Origin of the sequence: Streptomyces longisporus, from assembly GCF_039532765.1 — a bacterium.
GTDB lineage: Bacteria > Actinomycetota > Actinomycetes > Streptomycetales > Streptomycetaceae > Streptomyces > Streptomyces longisporus.
On record NZ_BAAASG010000002.1, the window covers coordinates 247,911 to 264,624 of the forward strand.

A 16,714-nucleotide genomic window follows, 5' to 3' on the forward strand; every position below is an offset into this window, starting at 1 on the left:
GGCTGCGGCTGACCTGGCGCCCGGCGGCGTCCTACGGGGCCTTCTCCGGTGATGGCCATGCCGCCCGCGTCCTGGACGGTGCTGGTGGACTCGCCTGCAGGTGCATCGACGGACCGCCGTCACACATGATGGAAAGGGAGCCGAACGGCGCTCGGGGTTCACGCCCGCGGAGGTGAGCGAAGCCATGAAGGTGGGAGTGCTGACGGGCGGCGGCGACTGTCCCGGTCTCAATGCCGTGATCCGCAGCGTCGTCCGTAAGGGCGTCCAGGAGTACGGCTTCGACTTCGTCGGTCTGCGCGACGGCTGGCGCGGTGCGCTGCGGGGCCACGTCGTGCCGCTGGGCATCCAGGAAGTGCGGGGGATCCTGCCCCGCGGCGGCACCATTCTCGGTTCCTCCCGCACCAACCCGTTCAAGCACGAGGACGGGGTGCAGCGCATTCGGGACACGCTGGCCTCGCACGATGTGGACGCGCTGGTCGTGATCGGCGGTGAGGACACGCTGGGCGTGGCCACCGAGCTGAGCCGTCAGGGGATCCGTCTGGTGGGCGTGCCCAAGACCATCGACAACGACGTGTCCGGCACCGACTGCACCTTCGGCTTCGACACGGCCGTGGGGATCGCGACGGAGGCGATCGACCGTCTGCACACCACTGCCGAGTCGCACATGCGAACGCTGGTGGTCGAGGTGATGGGCCGCCACTCCGGGTGGATCGCGCTGCGGGCCGGTGTCGCGGGCGGGGCCAACGTGATCCTCGTTCCGGAGCGGCCGTTCGACATCGACCAGGTCTGTGCGTGGGTGAAGAGCCGGTTCAAGATCAATTACGCGCCGATCGTCGTGGCGGCCGAGGGGGCGGTCCCCAAAGAGGGCCAGATGATCCTGAAGGACCGGACGCTGGACGAGTTCGGCCATGTGCACCTGTCGGGCATCGGCGAGTGGCTGGCTCAGGAGATCGAGCAGCGCACCGGCACGGATGCCCGTACCACGGTCCTCGGTCACATCCAGCGCGGCGGCACCCCGAGCGCCTTCGACCGCTGGCTGGCCACGCGCTTCGGGCTGCACGCCGTCGACGCGGTCAACGACGGCGACTTCGGCATGATGGTCGCCCTGCGCGGCACCGAGATCATCCGCATTCCCCTCGCCGAGGCCACCGCGCACACCAAGCTGGTGGATCCGTCGTTGTACGACGAGTTCCAGGTGTTCTTCGGCTGATCTCCTGCCGGTCAGCCGGTGTGCGGGACGATCGCCACCGGAGGCGGCCGTGGTGCGCCACGGCATGGGCGACCGGCCCCAGTCCTCGGCCGCCCGCGGGTGGGTGGACACATGCTGAACGGGCGGGGGTCGTCACGACAGTGCAGGCGGCCGCTGCCGCCGCCCCAAGGGCCACCGCACCCACCGCGAACCCGTCGAAGCCGGGGCGCCCCGTGCGGCGACCACCAGGAGCCCGGCGCCACGTCCAACGGCAAGCAGTGCAGCCACGGGGGTCTGGAGCATGCGCCCACCCAAGTGGTGCAGTGTCGCCACTGCCGGTGCCGGGATCGCGTCGCCCGCAAGCGGCGGAGATCCATGCAGGAGACGCAGGGGGAACCCACGCAGCGCCGCTGCCCGCGCGGCCCGGCCCCGGCCCACGTCCTGCCCTGGACGCACGCTGCTGGGCCGGGTGCCAGATGCCGATCAGCCGTTGCCGGCGCGGACTCAGGCCCCGACCGCCGCCTCGTCGTCATCGACGGAAACGCCCAGTCGGTCTGCCACCGTGGTGAGGGCCGCTCCGAGCGGTAGGTCGACCCGGGTGACGGCGTACCGGTCGCCGCGGGTCACGTCCCGGTTGATGATGAGCACCGGTTTCCCGGCCTGCGCGGCCTGGCGGACGAACCGCAGTCCGGACATCACTGTCAGCGAGGATCCGAGGACGAGTAGTGAGTCCGCCGCTTGGACGAGGTCGCGGCACTGTTCGACCCGGTGGCGCGACACCGCCTCACCGAAGAACACCACGTCCGGCTTGAGGACCCCGCCACAGAGTGCGCAGGGCACGACGTGGAAGTCTGCGACCTGGTCGTCGGTGAGGTCGGCGTCACCATCAGGGTTCATACCGGCGGCAACCGGCGCGAAAGCGGGATTGGCCTCCTCCAGTCGTCGGGCGAGCTCCCTGCGCGCGATGAGGACGCCGCACCCGAGGCAGACCACCCGGTCGAGCCCGCCGTGGAGCTCGACGACGCCCTCGCTGCCTGCGGCCTGATGCAGCCCGTCCACGTTCTGGGTGATCATGCCGGAGAGCATCGCGTGCCGCCCGAACGCGGCCACCGCCCGGTGCCCGGCGTTCGGCCTCGCCCGGCCGAAGGCCCGCCAGCCGAGGTGACTGCGTGCCCAGTACCGCCGCCGCGCGTGCGCGCTGTCGGTGAAGTCCTGGTAGAGCATCGGGGTGTGCCGGCTCAGGCTGCCGCCCTCACCTCGGTAGTCGGGGATGCCCGACTCGGTGGAGATGCCCGCACCGCTGAGCACCAGTACCCGACCGGCAGCCAGCGCGTCGACGACCGGCCGCAGGTCCGTCGTACTCGGCGGCGGGTCCTCGGAGGGGGTCCAGCTCAGGGTGGGGCGCATGCGCATGGCGCCAGGGTACGAAACCCTGCGACCGATGCCGCGGCGCCAAGGCGCGCCGACCGGTGACACTGGTTCCCCGGGCGGTGAGCGGCGGTCCGAACGGTCAGCTGCCGCCGCGCAGGCGCTCCCGGAGGGTCGCACGTGCGAGGTTCCGAGATCCGTACACCGTCCGGGGGCGGCCGGGTAGCCGACGTTGCTCCGCCGCGTGAGGTCCTGGAAGCCGGGCACGGTCCGACCAGGGCTCGCCCCGCCGTACGGCAGCGGCTGGACCGGGCCGAGGCGGTGGCCGAGGCCGCACCGGCTACGCGGAATGTGGTGCGTCGGAGGTGGCCGGCGACACCGACCCGGACAGTGGCCACTCCGCTGTGGGCGGCCATCACCTTCCGTCGCCCTCGGGCCCATCGGGCACCGGCGGCGGACCGCCGGGTCGGCAGCTCGTACACGTCGCTGATCCCCCGGCGGCCGGTCGCCTTCCGCCGGCTCCCGTCGCAGGCCGGCGTGTCCGGGCTGGAGGACGGGAAGTCGGTGGGCGTACGGCGGCCATGGCGCCGTCGTCGCGAGGTGATCGCCGACGGCGTGCCGACCCCCTCGCCGCGGCCTCGAACCGGCATTGCCACGTTTTTTCACTTCCGCGAAGCACAGTTGACCGAAAGTGGCCTGACCTGCGCGCTCAGCGCGTCCGGCGCCAGAACAGCCGGTCCGGAAAACGAACGGGACCGCTGCCTACCGGCCAGCCGGGCGGACGTACCGAGTGGCCGCATGCCGGGTGCGATGGCCATCGCGCAGTGTCGCTTCCCTGGTCATGGCGGCTGATCTGCCCTGTGCCCCGGGGAGTTGGATTACCCGCGCACCTCAACCGCGCGGCCGGAAAGGTGCCTTGTGGGGGCGGGCGGTGCATGGCAACACTCATCGACGCTTCAGCTGGCATGGTCACGCCAGCAAATCAAGCCGGCTCCATGCCCTCCCCGATCCCTCCGGTCCTGCCTGCCCAGCGGGCGGGACGCCCCCCTCAGGAGGCTCACTCGTGACGAACCGTCCGACATCCACCGCCCGCCTCACCCTCGCGGGCACCGCCGCGGCGGCCCTCGCCGCCACCGCCGTACTGCTGCCGGGCGCCGGCGCGGCCACCGCCGCACCCGCCGCTCCGGCCCACCAGGCGAGGGCCGCAGCCGCCCTCGCCGCCCGGCTCGGCGACCGCGCCGCCGGTTCCTACTACGACGCCGCCTCCCGGCGGATGGTCGTCGACATCACCGACCGGTCGGCGACCCGGCAGGTCCTGGCCGCCGGAGCCGTCCCCAGACTCGTGCCCTACTCCACGGCCCAACTGCACTCCGCCGTCGCCACATTGGCCAAGCAGGCCCGGATCGCAGGCACCGCCTGGTCGATCGACCCCCGGCAGGACAAGGTCGTGGTCACCGCCGACCCCACCGTCACCGGAGCGAAGCGCACCCGGCTGAACGCGGCGCTCAAGGCGCTCGGCGGCAAGGCCGTCCTGCGCCACGCGGCCACCGCCTTCAAGCCGCTCGTGGCCGGCGGGGACGCCATCTGGGGCAGCTCGGTGCGCTGCTCCCTCGGATTCAACGTCACCGTGAACGGCGCCCCCTACTTCCTCACCGCCGGACACTGCGGCAACGCCTCCTCGACCTGGTCCGACTCCCAGGGCGGCGGCGAGATCGGCCAGACCGTCGACTCCCAGTTCCCCGGCACCGACTACGCCCTCGTGCAGTACGACGACGCCGGCGCCTCGCCCGCCAGCGAGGTCGACCTGTACGACGGGAGCACCCAGCAGATCACCGGCGCCGCCGACGCCTACGTCGGTGAGTCGGTCCAGCGCAGCGGCAGCACCAGCGGTCTGCACAGCGGCTCGGTCACCGGCCTCGACGCCACCGTGAACTACTCGGAGGGCTCCGTCTCCGGCCTGATCGACACGGACGTCTGCGCCGAGCCCGGCGACAGCGGCGGCGCCCTCTTCGACGGCGCCTCCGCGATCGGCCTCACCTCGGGCGGCAGCGGCGACTGCAGCTCCGGCGGCGAGACGTTCTTCCAGCCGGTGACGGCGGCGCTCAGCGCGGAAGGCGCAACGATTCCGTAGCCGCCCCAACTCCCTTGGGTGGCCGCTCACTTCGGTGAGCGGTCACCTCGCGGATGCGGCCGGTACGACCAGCGGTGCGGGCTTGTCAACCGCCCAACTCCCTTTTCTCTCCAGGGATTCAGGCTCGCGACGGCAATTTGTCACCAAGGCGTAGCGGACGTCCATCCCGCACCTCTAGGCTCCGCCCGTCCCCCGAGCATCACGAAAGGGTCTGGCATGCCCATGATTCGCCGAAGAATCCGCGCCGCGCTCCTGACGGCCGTGACCCTGCTGCTCGGTGCGGTGGCGTCGCCCACCGCACACGCCGCCGATCTGGGCGGGCAGACGCTGGCCGGTGTGTCCGGGACCGGCATCCACAACACGTACGACGACAAGTCCACGTACACCTACCTGGCGAACGCGCTGGACACCGGCACCTCGCTGGTCGAACTCGACACCTGGCACAACGTGTTCAACGGCAAGTGGGACGTGAGCCACAGCAACCCGCTGGGCAGCAACAACAACTGCGTCCAGGCGTCCACGGCCGCCGACCTCTACACCGGCGACCGCAACCAGAACCTCGACAGCTGCCTCGACGACATCCGGATCTGGCTGCAGGCCCACCCCACGAGCCACCCGCTCATGGTCAAGATCGAGATGAAGAACGGGTTCTACGACACCCTCGGCATGAACCCGACCGAGTTCGACAGCTACGTCAAGGCGCACCTCGGCAGCGTCCTCTACACCCCCGCCGACCTGCTCACCAAGAGCGACGGCACGAAGTACGCGGACCTCGACACCGCCGCCCGCGCCAACAACTGGGCCGCCTACGGCTCGCTCGCGGGCCGCGCGATCGTGGAGATCATCCCCGGCACCTTCGAGCAAGCCGTCAGCCCCGCCTCCTCGTGGTCGGACGTGGTCTACGCCCAGCACCTCAAGGACCTCGCCGCCGCGGGGAACATCAGCCAGGCGGCGGTCTTCCCCAGCGTCCTCGGCGCCCAGGCCGTCGACCCGCGCACCCGCTACAGCGACACCACGCTGCGCCCCTGGTTCGTGGTGTTCGACGCGGACGCCGCCGCCTGGGTCGGCGACGGCAACACCGAGTGGTACAACGCCAACCACTACCTGCAGGTCGTCACCGATGCCTACGACGTCTCGCCCGCGCTGAGTTCCTCCGCGCCGTCGCTCGCCGACGCCCGGGCCCGGGTCGCCATGCTCGCCGCCGACGGAGCCTCGTACATCTCCACCGACTGGATCACCGCCCCGGCAAACGGCGTCCTCAGCGACGTGCCGGCCCGTGGCTGAGACCAGGCGCCCCCGCGCGCTCCTGCGGACCCTGACCACGGGTGCCGCGGCACTCGCCCTCGCCGTGTCCGGCCAACTGGCCGGCGCGGCTGGGGCGGTGGCCGCCACGGCCGACCCCGTGTCGTCGGTCAACCCCTACATCGGCACCGGCGGCAACGGCGACTTCAGCGCCGGGAACACCTTCCCCGGGGCCGACGCGCCGCACGGCATGCTCCAGTGGTCCCCCGACACCACATCACGTCCCAAGGGCGGCGGCTACAACTACGCCGACTCGGCGATCTCCGGCTTCAGCCTCACCCATGTCTCCGGCGTCGGCTGCGACGCGGCGGGGGACCTGCCGATCCTGCCCGTCGTGGGCGCGCTCGGCTCGGACCCCGCGTCCACGACGGAGTCCTTCTCGCACTCCGACGAGCAGGCTTCGCCGGGCAGTTACTCCGTCAGTCTGGGCAACGGCACGAGTGCAGCGCTGACGACCACCACGCGCGCAGGGATCGGCCGGTTCACCTTCCCGTCCTCCACCCAGGCGAACCTCCTCCTCAAGGTGCAGAACACCCAGACGCCGTACACCTCCTCGACGCTCACCCTGAGCGGCGGGAACACGGTGACCGGGTCGATCACCAGCACTGGCTTCTGCGAGGACAACACCCCGATCACGCTCCACTACGCGATCACCTTCGACCATCCTTTCACCGCCTCCGGCACCTTCAGCGGCGGTGAGTACCTGACCTTCGACACCACGAACGGCAGGACGGTCGAGGCCCGCGTCGGCATCTCCTACACCTCGGTCGCCGAGGCCGCGGCCAACCGGGACGCCGAGGTGACCGGGAAGACCTTCGCGGCCGTCAAGTCGGCCGCGGTGTCCGCGTGGAGCACCGCGCTGTCGAAGGTCGCCGTCACCGGCGGCACCTCCGACCAGCGGACGGTCTTCTACACCGCGCTCTACCACGCCTCCCTGTTCCCGTCCGTCATCAGCGACGCGGACGGCTCGTACCGGGGCTTCGACAACGCTGTCCACACGGTCGGCAGCGGTCACACGGCGAAGTACGCCGACTTCTCCACCTGGGACACCTACCGCTCCCAGGCCCAGCTCACCGCGCTGCTCGACCCGTCGGCCGCCTCCGACATGGCGCAGTCCGTCATCGACGACTACCAGCAGGGCGGCACCCTCACCAAGTGGGGCATGGAGACCGCCGAGACGCACATCATGGTCGGCGACTCCGCCGTACCGCTGCTCGCCGCCTACCACGCCTTCGGCGCCCGCAACTTCGACACGGCGACCGCCCTGTCCGCGATGGTCAAGGAACAGACCACGAACACCGACGTCACCCCCGGTGTGACCTACCTCGACTCCTTCGGCTACCTGCCCACCAACTCGCTCTACGGCTGCTGTCACGAGTACGCCACGGTCTCCACCCAACTGGAGTACGACACCGACGACTTCGCGCTGTCGGCCTTCGCGGGCGCGCTCGGCGACAGCGCCACGCAGAAGAAGTTCCAGGACCGGGCGCAGGACTGGGAGAACATCTACAACTCGTCCTCCGGCTACATCCAGCCCCAGCACTCCAACGGCCGCTGGATGGACGGCTTCAACGCCAAGCTGATCACCGGCACCTCGTCCAACGACTTCGCCGAGGGCGACGCCTTCACCTACACCCCGATGATCCCCTTCAACCTCGCCAAGCTGGCGTCCCTGGAAGGCGGCAACGCGTCGATGGCGTCGTACCTGGACAGCGTGCTCAGCGGCTTCCAGGGCCTGGGCAGCGTCATCGGCACCCAGTCCAACATGGGCAACGAGCCGAGCATCGGCCTGCCCTGGGAGTACGACTGGGTCGGCGAGCCGTACAAGGCGCAGTCGACGGTACGGGCCGTCCAGGACCAGCTCTGGACGAACGCCGCGGGCGGGCTGCCCGGCAACGACGACCTCGGCGAGATGAGCGCCTGGTACGTGTGGTCGGCGCTCGGTCTCTACCCGGAGATCCCCGGCACCGCCGACCTCGCCATCGGCAGCCCGATGTTCACCTCGGCGGTCGTCACGACGGGCAGCGGACACACGCTGACCGTCAACGCCCCCGCGGCGGCGGACGGTTCGCCCTACGTCCAGTCACTCACCCTCAACGGCGGGTCCTGGAACAAGGCGTACGTCCCGGCGTCGTACCTCACCGGCTCCACGGAACTGGACTTCACGCTCTCCTCGTCGGCGAACACCGCCTGGGCCGCGACGAGCCCGCCTCCCTCCTACGACGGCACCCCGGGCACCGGAGTCGCCCAGCCCAGCGGCCCGATCACCGAGACCGCCACCGGCAAGTGCGTGGACGACGCCGGCTCGGGCACCTCGAACGGCACCGCCATCCAGATCTACACCTGCAACGGCACCTCCGCGCAGACCTGGAAGGTCGTCCCCGACGGCACCCTGCAGGTGCTGAACGACTGCATGGACGTGACGAACGGCGCGACCACCGCCGGCACGAAGGTCCAGCTGCACACCTGCAACGGCACCCAGGCCGAGCAGTGGCAGAAGGACGCGTCGGGCGAGATCGTCAACCCGGCCTCCGGCCTCTGTCTCACCGATGCGAGCAACGGCGCCACCATCAAGACACAGTTGACGATCGCGGCCTGCGCGGGCAGCGCCGGCCAGCGATGGACGGTCCCGTCGTCCGCGTGACCCTGCCCCTCCAGTGGAAAGGTTCCTCATGAGATCTGTCATGGTCACCTCGTTACGGCGCCGTGCCCTGCTCACCACGACCGCGGCCGCCCTGTCGGCCCTCGCCCTCGCGGTCCTCCCGGGCTCGGGCGCACCCGGCGGTACGGCCCCGGCGGCGTCGGCTGCCTCGACCCGCACCGTACGGTCACCGCAGAGCGTCCTCGGGCAGCAGGCGCTGAACCCGGTGTTCAGCAGCCCGGTGAGCACCAGCGAGTGCCGCAAGCAGATCCACCGCGGCTGCTACTCCCCGCTCCAGTACGAGAGGGCGTACGACCTTTCGCCCCTGTACGCCGAGGGCATCACCGGCAGGGGCCGCACGATCGTCATCACCGACTCCTTCGGCTCCCCCACCATCCAGCACGACCTGGAGGTCTTCGACAAGCAGTGGGGGCTGCCCGACACCCAGGTCGACGTGCTGAAGTGGGGCGACGTCCCGGCCTTCGATCCCACCGACGCGGACATGAACGGCTGGGCCGACGAGACCACCCTCGACGTCGAGGCCGCCCACGCGGTGGCGCCGGGCGCGCGCATCGTCCTCGTCGAGACCGGCGTCTCGGAGACCGAGGGCCCGGTGGGCATCCCCGAGATGCAGAGCGCCATCAACCACCTGGCGAAGGAGGGCAAGGGCGACGTCGTCTCCATGAGCTGGGCCACCAGCGAGGCCCGCTTCCCCGGCTTCGACCTCGGCGACCACACCAGCCTCACGACCCTGCGCTACGGCTTCCAGGCGGCCGCCCGGTACGGCGTCACCCTCACCGCCAGCTCCGGTGACGGCGGCGGTCACGCGGGCCGGGTGGATGCGGCCTGGCCCGCAGGCGACCCCCTCGTCACCGCGGTCGGCGGCACCGAGCTCTACCTGGACGACACGGGCAACCGTCTGAAGCCGGACGCAGCCTGGTCGGGAAGCGGCGGCGACCACTCCAAGGTCTTCTCCCGCCCCGCCTACCAGAACCCGGTCGCCTCGGTGGTGGGCCCGCACCGCGGCACGCCGGACATCAGCATGGCGGCATCCCCGGACGGCGCGCTGTGGCTCTACTCGTCCTACGACCCGACCCGCACCGGCTGGACGGCGGGCGGCAACGGCACCAGCGAGTCGTCCCCCCTCTTCGCCGCCGTCGTGGCCCTCGCCGACCAGCTCGCCGGCCACCGCCTGGGCCAGGTCGACGGCCTCCTGTACCGCCTCTACGGCCACCCGGGCACCGGCCTGGTGGACGTCACGACCGGCAGCACGGGCGCGGGCGGCTTCACGGCGGGGCCGGGGTACGACCAGGCGACGGGCCTGGGGACGGTGGACGCGACGAAACTCGTCCATGCTCTGGCCGGACGGCGCTGACCCGAGGGGCTGCCGCCCGAGGACTCGGGCGGCAGGTCTCCCCGGTCCCTTCCGGGACCTGTGACCAGCCGGACCGGCACGGGTCGTCGGTCATCCGTTCATCTTCTTCCGCCACTGGGGGCCGACGCGCTCCCACTCGGTCTCCCAGGCGCGCATGCGCCGCCGGTCGAGGCGTTGCCGGGTGAGCCGTCCGCCGCCCAGGACCACGCCGGCGGCACCGGCCGCGGCCAGCGCACCTGTCAGCGCCGACTGCCCGCGCGCATTCCCCTCGGTGGGAGGCCGGGTGGTCAGCGCGCCCCGGCCGTCGACCCACACGATGACCGGGGTGCCGGCGGTGCTGCTCGGGGCCACCCGTGCAAGACCCGTGTGCGTCGTCCCGTCGGCGGCCGTCCAGCGCACCGTCCCCCAGACCGTGGCCCCACCGTCGGTCGACACGTTCGCGGTGCTGTCCGCGTTCCGGGTGAGCTCGGCCGACACGGCGTGCACGGCAGCGCGTCGTGCGGCAAGGCTGTCCTGCATGGCCACGTCCGCCGCAGCGCCCGCGAGCAGGCCGCCCACCAGGGCGATGGTCCAGGTGGCCAGGACGATCCAGGCCTCCATGACGTCGCTGTGCCGACGCAGCGGACTGTGCCGCCACCGCCAGAACCGCACCTTCTTCACCGGGGTGGGACGCGTCAGTGCCATGGCCCGACACCCCCTTGTCTGTCGACTCGAAGATCTCCCGGAGGGACGTCGCCTTCTTCCAGCCTCCGTCACGGCAGCCGGGAACGCACGAGCCGGTCGGTCCCCCGCCGGAGCCGGTCGGTCCCCCGCCGAGAAATCCCCGCTCAGCCGCTCCAGGTCCACTCCGCGACCTCCGGCAGGTCGGTGCCGTGGATGCGGATCCAGTCGTGGTGGCGCATGCGCGCGTCCTCCATGCGCTGGCGTACGGCCGCCGCGCGCACCGCCAGTCCGGGCACACGGTCGATGACGTCCATGACCAGCCGATAGCGGTCCAGGTCGTTGCGGACGACCATGTCGAACGGCGTGGTCGTGGTGCCGGACTCCTTGTAGCCGCGCACATGCAGGTGCTTGTGGCCGGAGCGCCGGTAGGCGAGGCGGTGGATCAGCCACGGGTAGCCGTGGTAGGCGAAGATCACCGGCTTGTCCTCGGTGAACAGGCCGTCGTACTCGAAGTCGCTCATGCCGTGCGGGTGCTCCTCGCGCGGCATCAGGCGGGCCATGTCGACGACGTTGACCACGCGGACCGCGAGGTCGGGCAGATGGCGGCGGAGCAGCTGGGCGGCGGCGAGCACTTCCTGGGTGGGGACGTCTCCGGCGCAGGCGAGGACGACGTCCGGTTCCCCGCCGTTCTCGGTGCCCGCCCACTCCCAGATGCCTGCTCCGCGGGCGCAGTGGGCGCGGGCCCGGTCCATGGACAGCCAGTCGAAGCAGGGCTGCTTGCCGGCCACGATCACATTGACGTAGTCGCGACTGTGCAGTGCGTGGTCGGCGACGGACAGCAGCGTGTTGGCGTCCGGCGGCAGGTAGACCCGTACGACCTCGGGGCTCTTGTTGAGGACGTGGTCGACGAAGCCGGGGTCCTGATGGGAGAAGCCGTTGTGGTCCTGGCGCCACACGTGCGAGGTCAGCAGGTAGTTGAGGGAGGCGATCGGGGCGCGCCAGGGAAGCTGCCTGGACGTCTTCAGCCACTTGATGTGCTGGTTGACCATCGAGTCGACGATGTGCACGAAGGCCTCGTAGCAGGAGAACAGTCCGTGCCTGCCGGTGAGCAGATAGCCCTCCAGCCAGCCCTGGCAGGTGTGTTCGGAGAGGATCTCCATCACGCGGCCGTGCCGGTCGAGGTGCTCGTCGACCGGGAAGTGCTGGGCCTGCCAGGCCTTTCCGCTGGCGTCGAAAACGGCCTGCAGCCGGTTGGAGGCGGTCTCGTCGGGGCCCACGATCCGGAAGTCGCGGCGGGCCGAGGTGTCCTCCATGACCTTTTCCAGAAGGTCGCCGAGGACCCGGGTGGGCTCGTGGAGGGTCGTTCCCGGCTTGTCGACGGGCACGGCGAACCGGTCGAGGGACGGGACGGGCAGGTCGCGCAGGAGCAGGCCGCCGTTGGCGTGCGGGGTGGCGCCCAGACGCCTGGTCCCCTCGGGAATGCAGGCGAGGGCGTCGGCGACCGGCCGGCCGTCGGCGTCGAACAGCTCCTCCGGGTGGTACGAGCGCAGCCACGCCTCCAGCTGCCGCAGGTGCTCCGGGTTCTCGCGTACGCCGGCCAGCGGGACCTGATGGGCGCGCCAGGTGCCCTCGACCGGCACTCCGTCGACCTCGGCGGGCCCGGTCCAGCCCTTGGGGGTGCGCAGCACGATCACCGGCCAATGCGAGCGCTCGCCCACGCCGGCCTCGCGGGCCGACTCCTGCAGCGCGCCGATGCGGTCCAGCGCGTCGTCCATCGCCTGCGCCATCGCGCGGTGCACGGTGGCCGGGTCGTCGCCGCTGACGTGGATCGGCGAATGGCCGTACCCGCGCAGCAGCTCGTCGAGCTCGTGCTCGGGCAGACGCGCGAGCACCGTCGGGTTGGCAATCTTGTAGCCGTTGAGGTGGAGGATCGGCAGCACGGCCCCGTCGTGGACCGGGTCGAGGAACTTGTTGGAGTGCCAGGAGGCGGCCAGCGGTCCGGTCTCCGCCTCGCCGTCGCCGATCACACAGGCGACCAGCAGGTCCGGGTTGTCCAGGGCCGCGCCGTAGGCGTGCGAGAGCGAGTAGCCCAGTTCACCGCCCTCATGGATGGAGCCGGGGGTCTCCGGCGCCACATGGCTCGGCACGCCGCCGGGGAAGGAGAACTGACGGAACAGACGCTCCATGCCGGCCCCGTCCCGGCCGACGTCCGGATACGTCTGGCTGTAGCTGCCCTCCAGCCAGGAGTTGGCCAGCACGGACGGTCCGCCGTGGCCCGGGCCCCAGATGCACAGGGCGTCGATGTCGCGGGCCTTGATGACACGGTTGAGGTGGGTGTAGACGAGATTCAGACCGGGCGAGGTGCCCCAGTGGCCGAGCAGCCGCGGCTTGATGTGCTCCGGCAGCAGCGGTTCACGCAGCAGCGGGTTGGCCATGAGGTAGATCTGTCCGGCGGAAAGGTAGTTGGCGGCACGCCAGTGCGCGTCCAGGGTGCGCAGTTCGTCGTCGGTCAGTACGGTGCTGCTGTTCTGGTGTTCGACCTTGGTCATCGGGCACTCCGGAAGTCATCGGCGTGGTCAACGGGGCGGTGGAGGCGGCATGGCCGACAAGAAGGCGGCGAAGGTGCCGCGCAAGACGTATGAGAAGGAACTGCTGCGCCTGCAGACGGAGTTGGTGAAGCTACAGGAGTGGGTACGTGCGGAGGGCGCACGCCTCGTCATCGTCTTCGAGGGACGGGACGCGGCCGGCAAGGGCGGCACCATCAAGCGGGTCACCGAACACCTCAACCCCCGTGTCGCCCGGATCGCGGCCCTCCCGAAGCCGACCGAGCGCCAACGCACCCAGTGGTACTTCCAGCGGTACGTCGAGCATCTGCCGGCCGCCGGGGAGATCGTGCTGTTCGACCGGTCCTGGTACAACCGGGCCGGGGTCGAGCATGTGATGGGCTTCTGCACCAAGGAGGAGTACCAGCTCTTCCTGCGGCAGTGCCCGATCTTCGAGCGGATGCTGGTGGAGGCCGGGATCGTGCTGCGCAAGTACTGGTTCTCGGTGAGCGACACCGAGCAGCAGGAGCGCTTCCGGCGCCGGCTGGAGGATCCGCTGCGGCGCTGGAAGCTGTCGCCGATGGACCTGGAGTCGATCACCCGCTGGGAGGCGTACTCCCGGGCCAAGGACGAGATGATGGTGCACACCGACATCACCGAGGCGCCGTGGTTCGTCGTGGAGAGCGACGACAAGCGCCGGGCACGGCTGAACATGATCGCCCATCTGCTGGACTCCCTGCCCTATCACGACGTACCGCCGCCGGTCCTTGAGCTGCCGGACCGGCCGGAGTCGACCGGCTACGAGCGCTCGCCCCGTGACCTGCAGACGTACGTCCCCGATCACGCGGCGACCCTGTAAGCCCGTCACGGCGCTCACGCCCGCTGCGGTACGACGGCGACCGGGCAGGCGGAGTGGTGCAGCACCGCGTGGGCGACGCGGCCGAGCTGCAGCCCGAAGCGTCCCTCGCGCCGCTTGGCCCCCACGACCAGCAGGTCGGCGTCGCGGGAGAGATCGGCCAGGACCCTGCGGGCGTGGCCCTCGACGGTGCGGCGGTGCACGTCGGCGTCCGCCGGGACATCGCGCAGCGCACCCTCCAGCGCGGCCACGGCCCGCTCCTCGTGCAGCCGGGCGGGTTCCCCGGCCATCAGCGGATGGTCGGTGCTCTCGTGCGCGGGGCACCGCCAGGCCCGTACGGCCTCCAGACGCGCCCCGCGGCGGCGCGCCTCGTCGACCGCGAAGCGCACGGCCGACGACTCGGCACCGTCCTCGCCGACGCCCAGGACGATGCGTCCGTGGGTGCCCGGCACCGCCTGCTTGTCGTGGTTGCCGCGCAACACGATCACCGGGCAGTCGGCGTGCGCGGCCACGGACAGGCTGACGGAACCGAGCAGGAACTCCGCGATGCCGCTGCGGCCACGGCTGCCCATCACCAGCGCGGAGGCCTGACGCCCCTCGTGCACCAGGGCGTACTCGGGCTCCTCGGCCAGTGCCACCGGCGTCACCTTCAGGTCCGGATGGCGCTCGTGGGCCCTCCGGGACCCGAGGTCGACGACGTCCTGGGCGAGCACCGCCTCGGAGGGCTTGCCGAGGTCCGTGGCGAGGGAGGTGCCCTCGTAGCGCTCCCACAGGGAGGCGTACACGACCCGCAGCTCCACTCCGTGCAGCACAGCCTCGTCGGCGGCCCAGTCGACGGCACGCAGGCTCGGCTCGGAGCCGTCCACGCCCACGACCAGAGGGAGTTCCATCGTTTTCACCTTTCCGTGCAGAGGTCGAACACGATGCGGGCCTCGGCATGGCCGCGCAGCACCTCGTCGACGAGCTGGGGGTCCCTGAAGGCCTCGTCGAGGTCCTGACGGGTGCCCACGATCGAGCCGATCACCGAGGTGCCGTTCACAACGGTGTCGGAGATCGAAAGCCGGCTGGTGCCGTGCGCCGGCAGAGCCACCATCACCAGCTTCCCGCCGCGCCGCAACCCGGAGTTCAAGGCGATCGCCGCGTGGGCGCCGCCGTGCCGGAGCAGCACCTGGCCGACGTTCTGTTTGCGGGCGTCGATGACGAGGTCGACGCGGAGTTCGGTGGCCGGTTCGAGCTTCTCGTGGCTGACGTCGGCGGCCGCGACGGTGGCGCCGGCGATCTTCGCGTCCTGGACGGCCAGGGCGAGGCCACCGATGCCGGAGACGCAGGTCAGCGAGGCGGGCTCGTCCGCGCCCACGCCCTCGGGCACCGGCTGCGCGAAGTCGGCCCAGGCCGGCATCTTCTCCGCGTATCCGCCGTCGCAGCCGTACCCGGTGTCGATCTGCTGCTCGCACAGCGTCTCCCAGCCGGACAGGCAGTGCTCGCACCGCCCGCAGGCCTTGCCGAGCCACGGCACGGCGACCCGCTCCCCCACGCTCGGATCGGTGACGCCGTCGCCGAGCTTCTCGACGTGGCCGCGGTCGGGCCGGTCCTCGATGACCAGGGGGCACCGAGGGCCCGTACGACTGCTGCCTTCATGGTTGTTGAGCTCCTGTCAGCGGGGGTGCGTCAGTCGTGGGCCACGACGGCGACGGGGGCGGTGGCGTGGTGCAGGACCGCGTGCGTGACGGGGCCGATGTGGGGACGCAGAGGGCCGTGCCGGTGGCGCCGGCCGACGACGACCAGGGAGGCATCGCCGGAGGCGTCGACCAGGAGACTCGCCGGGCTGCCGTAACGGGACTCCTCGGTGATGGAGATGTCCGGGAACTTCTGCCGCCACGGGCGCATGACGTCCGTCAGGGCGTCGGCGTGCTGCCGGGCCAGCGACCGGTGGAGTTCGTAGTCCGCGGGGACGCCGTAGGCGATGTACGGCGACGGGTTCCAGCCATGGACGACCCGCAGGGAGGTGGACCGGCGGACGGCCTCGTCGAGAGCGAACTCGATCGGTGCCTCGTCGGGGGAGTCCGTGTCCAGGCCGAGCAGCACGGGCAGGTAGGGGGCCGCGGTGGAAGGGATGCCCACCGGGTCCGGCGTGTGCTCGTCCGCGGCCTGTTCCCCGGCGCGGACCAGGACCACCGGACGGTCGGCGTGCGCGACGACCTCGTAGCCGACCGAGCCGATCAGGAAGCCGCCGATCCCGCTCAGGCCCCGGGAACCCATGACGAGCAGTTCGGCCTCCTTCGCCTGGGCGGCCAGGATCTCGGCGGGCCGTCCCGTGAAGTGCTCGGTGATCACCTCGACGCCGGGGTGACGCAGCCGCAGTCCTTCGGCGGCCTCGCGAGGAACGCGCTCGGTCCAGTGCTGGAGCGTCTCGGCTTCGAGCAGCGGTGCCTGCGCGATCGGGTCGGGTGCGGCCTCCCAGACGTGCACCAGCTTCAATGGCAGGCCGCGCAGGTCCGCCTCGCGGGCGGCCCATTCGGCGGCGGCGTGACTCTCGGGCGACCCGTCCAGGCCCACGGTGACGGTACGGGGCATCATGATCTCCACCTCCCGGTTTGATCCGTTCCCAGCGTCGGCTCCCAGAGGGGGTGCGGTGCAGGGGCCGCT

The 16,714-nt window shown here is 71.2% G+C and carries 11 protein-coding genes and 1 pseudogene; 6 read left to right on the forward strand and 6 right to left on the reverse strand.

What is annotated here, in order from left to right:
- The first annotated feature begins 184 nt into the window (after positions 1-184).
- On the forward strand, positions 185-1,210 hold the full coding sequence (locus tag ABD355_RS02685; RefSeq protein WP_344398378.1) for a 6-phosphofructokinase: 1,026 nt from the start codon (positions 185-187) through the stop codon (positions 1,208-1,210).
- Positions 1,211-1,693: 483 nt separating this feature from the next.
- On the opposite strand, the gene ABD355_RS02690 is transcribed toward ABD355_RS02685, so the two are convergent.
- Positions 1,694-2,602: an NAD-dependent protein deacetylase gene (locus ABD355_RS02690; protein ID WP_344398380.1), complete on the reverse strand. Its 909-nt coding sequence runs from the start codon at positions 2,600-2,602 to the stop codon at positions 1,694-1,696.
- 1,018 nt (positions 2,603-3,620) lie between these two features.
- On the opposite strand from ABD355_RS02690, the gene ABD355_RS02695 reads away from it, so the two are divergent.
- The 4 genes from ABD355_RS02695 to ABD355_RS02710 all read left to right on the forward strand — a co-directional run bounded on the left by ABD355_RS02695 (position 3,621) and on the right by ABD355_RS02710 (position 10,006).
- The gene (locus ABD355_RS02695) at positions 3,621-4,688 is read left to right on the forward strand and encodes a S1 family peptidase (protein WP_344398381.1); all 1,068 of its coding nucleotides are present in this window, start codon (positions 3,621-3,623) and stop codon (positions 4,686-4,688) included.
- Between the two features lie 216 nt (positions 4,689-4,904).
- A complete protein-coding gene (locus tag ABD355_RS02700; RefSeq protein WP_344398382.1) occupies positions 4,905-5,972 on the forward strand; it encodes a PI-PLC domain-containing protein in 1,068 nt (355 codons plus the stop codon).
- A complete protein-coding gene (locus ABD355_RS02705) occupies positions 5,965-8,634 on the forward strand; it encodes a lectin (RefSeq protein ID WP_344398383.1) in 2,670 nt (889 codons plus the stop codon). Before ABD355_RS02700 ends, ABD355_RS02705 begins: the two co-directional genes overlap by 8 nt.
- 28 nt (positions 8,635-8,662) lie before the next feature.
- The gene (locus tag ABD355_RS02710) at positions 8,663-10,006 is read left to right on the forward strand and encodes a S53 family peptidase (protein WP_344398385.1); all 1,344 of its coding nucleotides are present in this window, start codon (positions 8,663-8,665) and stop codon (positions 10,004-10,006) included.
- A gap of 90 nt (positions 10,007-10,096) precedes the next feature.
- Here the strand turns inward: ABD355_RS02710 and ABD355_RS02715 are convergent, their stop codons facing one another.
- Positions 10,097-10,690, reverse strand: coding sequence for an Rv1733c family protein (locus ABD355_RS02715; RefSeq protein WP_344398387.1), 594 nt, complete (start codon positions 10,688-10,690; stop codon positions 10,097-10,099).
- Positions 10,691-10,833: 143 nt separating this feature from the next.
- Positions 10,834-13,218 (reverse strand): phosphoketolase family protein, encoded by a 2,385-nt coding sequence (locus ABD355_RS02720; protein ID WP_344398388.1) that lies wholly within the window; start codon positions 13,216-13,218, stop codon positions 10,834-10,836.
- A 49-nt stretch (positions 13,219-13,267) separates the two neighbouring features.
- On the opposite strand from ABD355_RS02720, the gene ppk2 reads away from it, so the two are divergent.
- Positions 13,268-14,071, forward strand: coding sequence for a polyphosphate kinase 2 (ppk2, locus tag ABD355_RS02725; RefSeq protein WP_344398389.1), 804 nt, complete (start codon positions 13,268-13,270; stop codon positions 14,069-14,071).
- Between the two features lie 14 nt (positions 14,072-14,085).
- On the opposite strand, the gene ABD355_RS02730 is transcribed toward ppk2, so the two are convergent.
- The 3 genes and pseudogenes from ABD355_RS02730 to ABD355_RS02740 all read right to left on the reverse strand — a co-directional run bounded on the left by ABD355_RS02730 (position 14,086) and on the right by ABD355_RS02740 (position 16,642).
- Positions 14,086-14,958 (reverse strand): universal stress protein, encoded by an 873-nt coding sequence (locus tag ABD355_RS02730; protein WP_344398390.1) that lies wholly within the window; start codon positions 14,956-14,958, stop codon positions 14,086-14,088.
- Between the two features lie 5 nt (positions 14,959-14,963).
- Positions 14,964-15,706: pseudogene (locus ABD355_RS02735) on the reverse strand (zinc-binding dehydrogenase).
- 30 nt (positions 15,707-15,736) lie between these two features.
- Positions 15,737-16,642, reverse strand: a complete 906-nt coding sequence (locus ABD355_RS02740) for a universal stress protein (protein WP_344399027.1) — start codon at positions 16,640-16,642, stop codon at positions 15,737-15,739.
- Positions 16,643-16,714 lie beyond the last annotated feature (72 nt).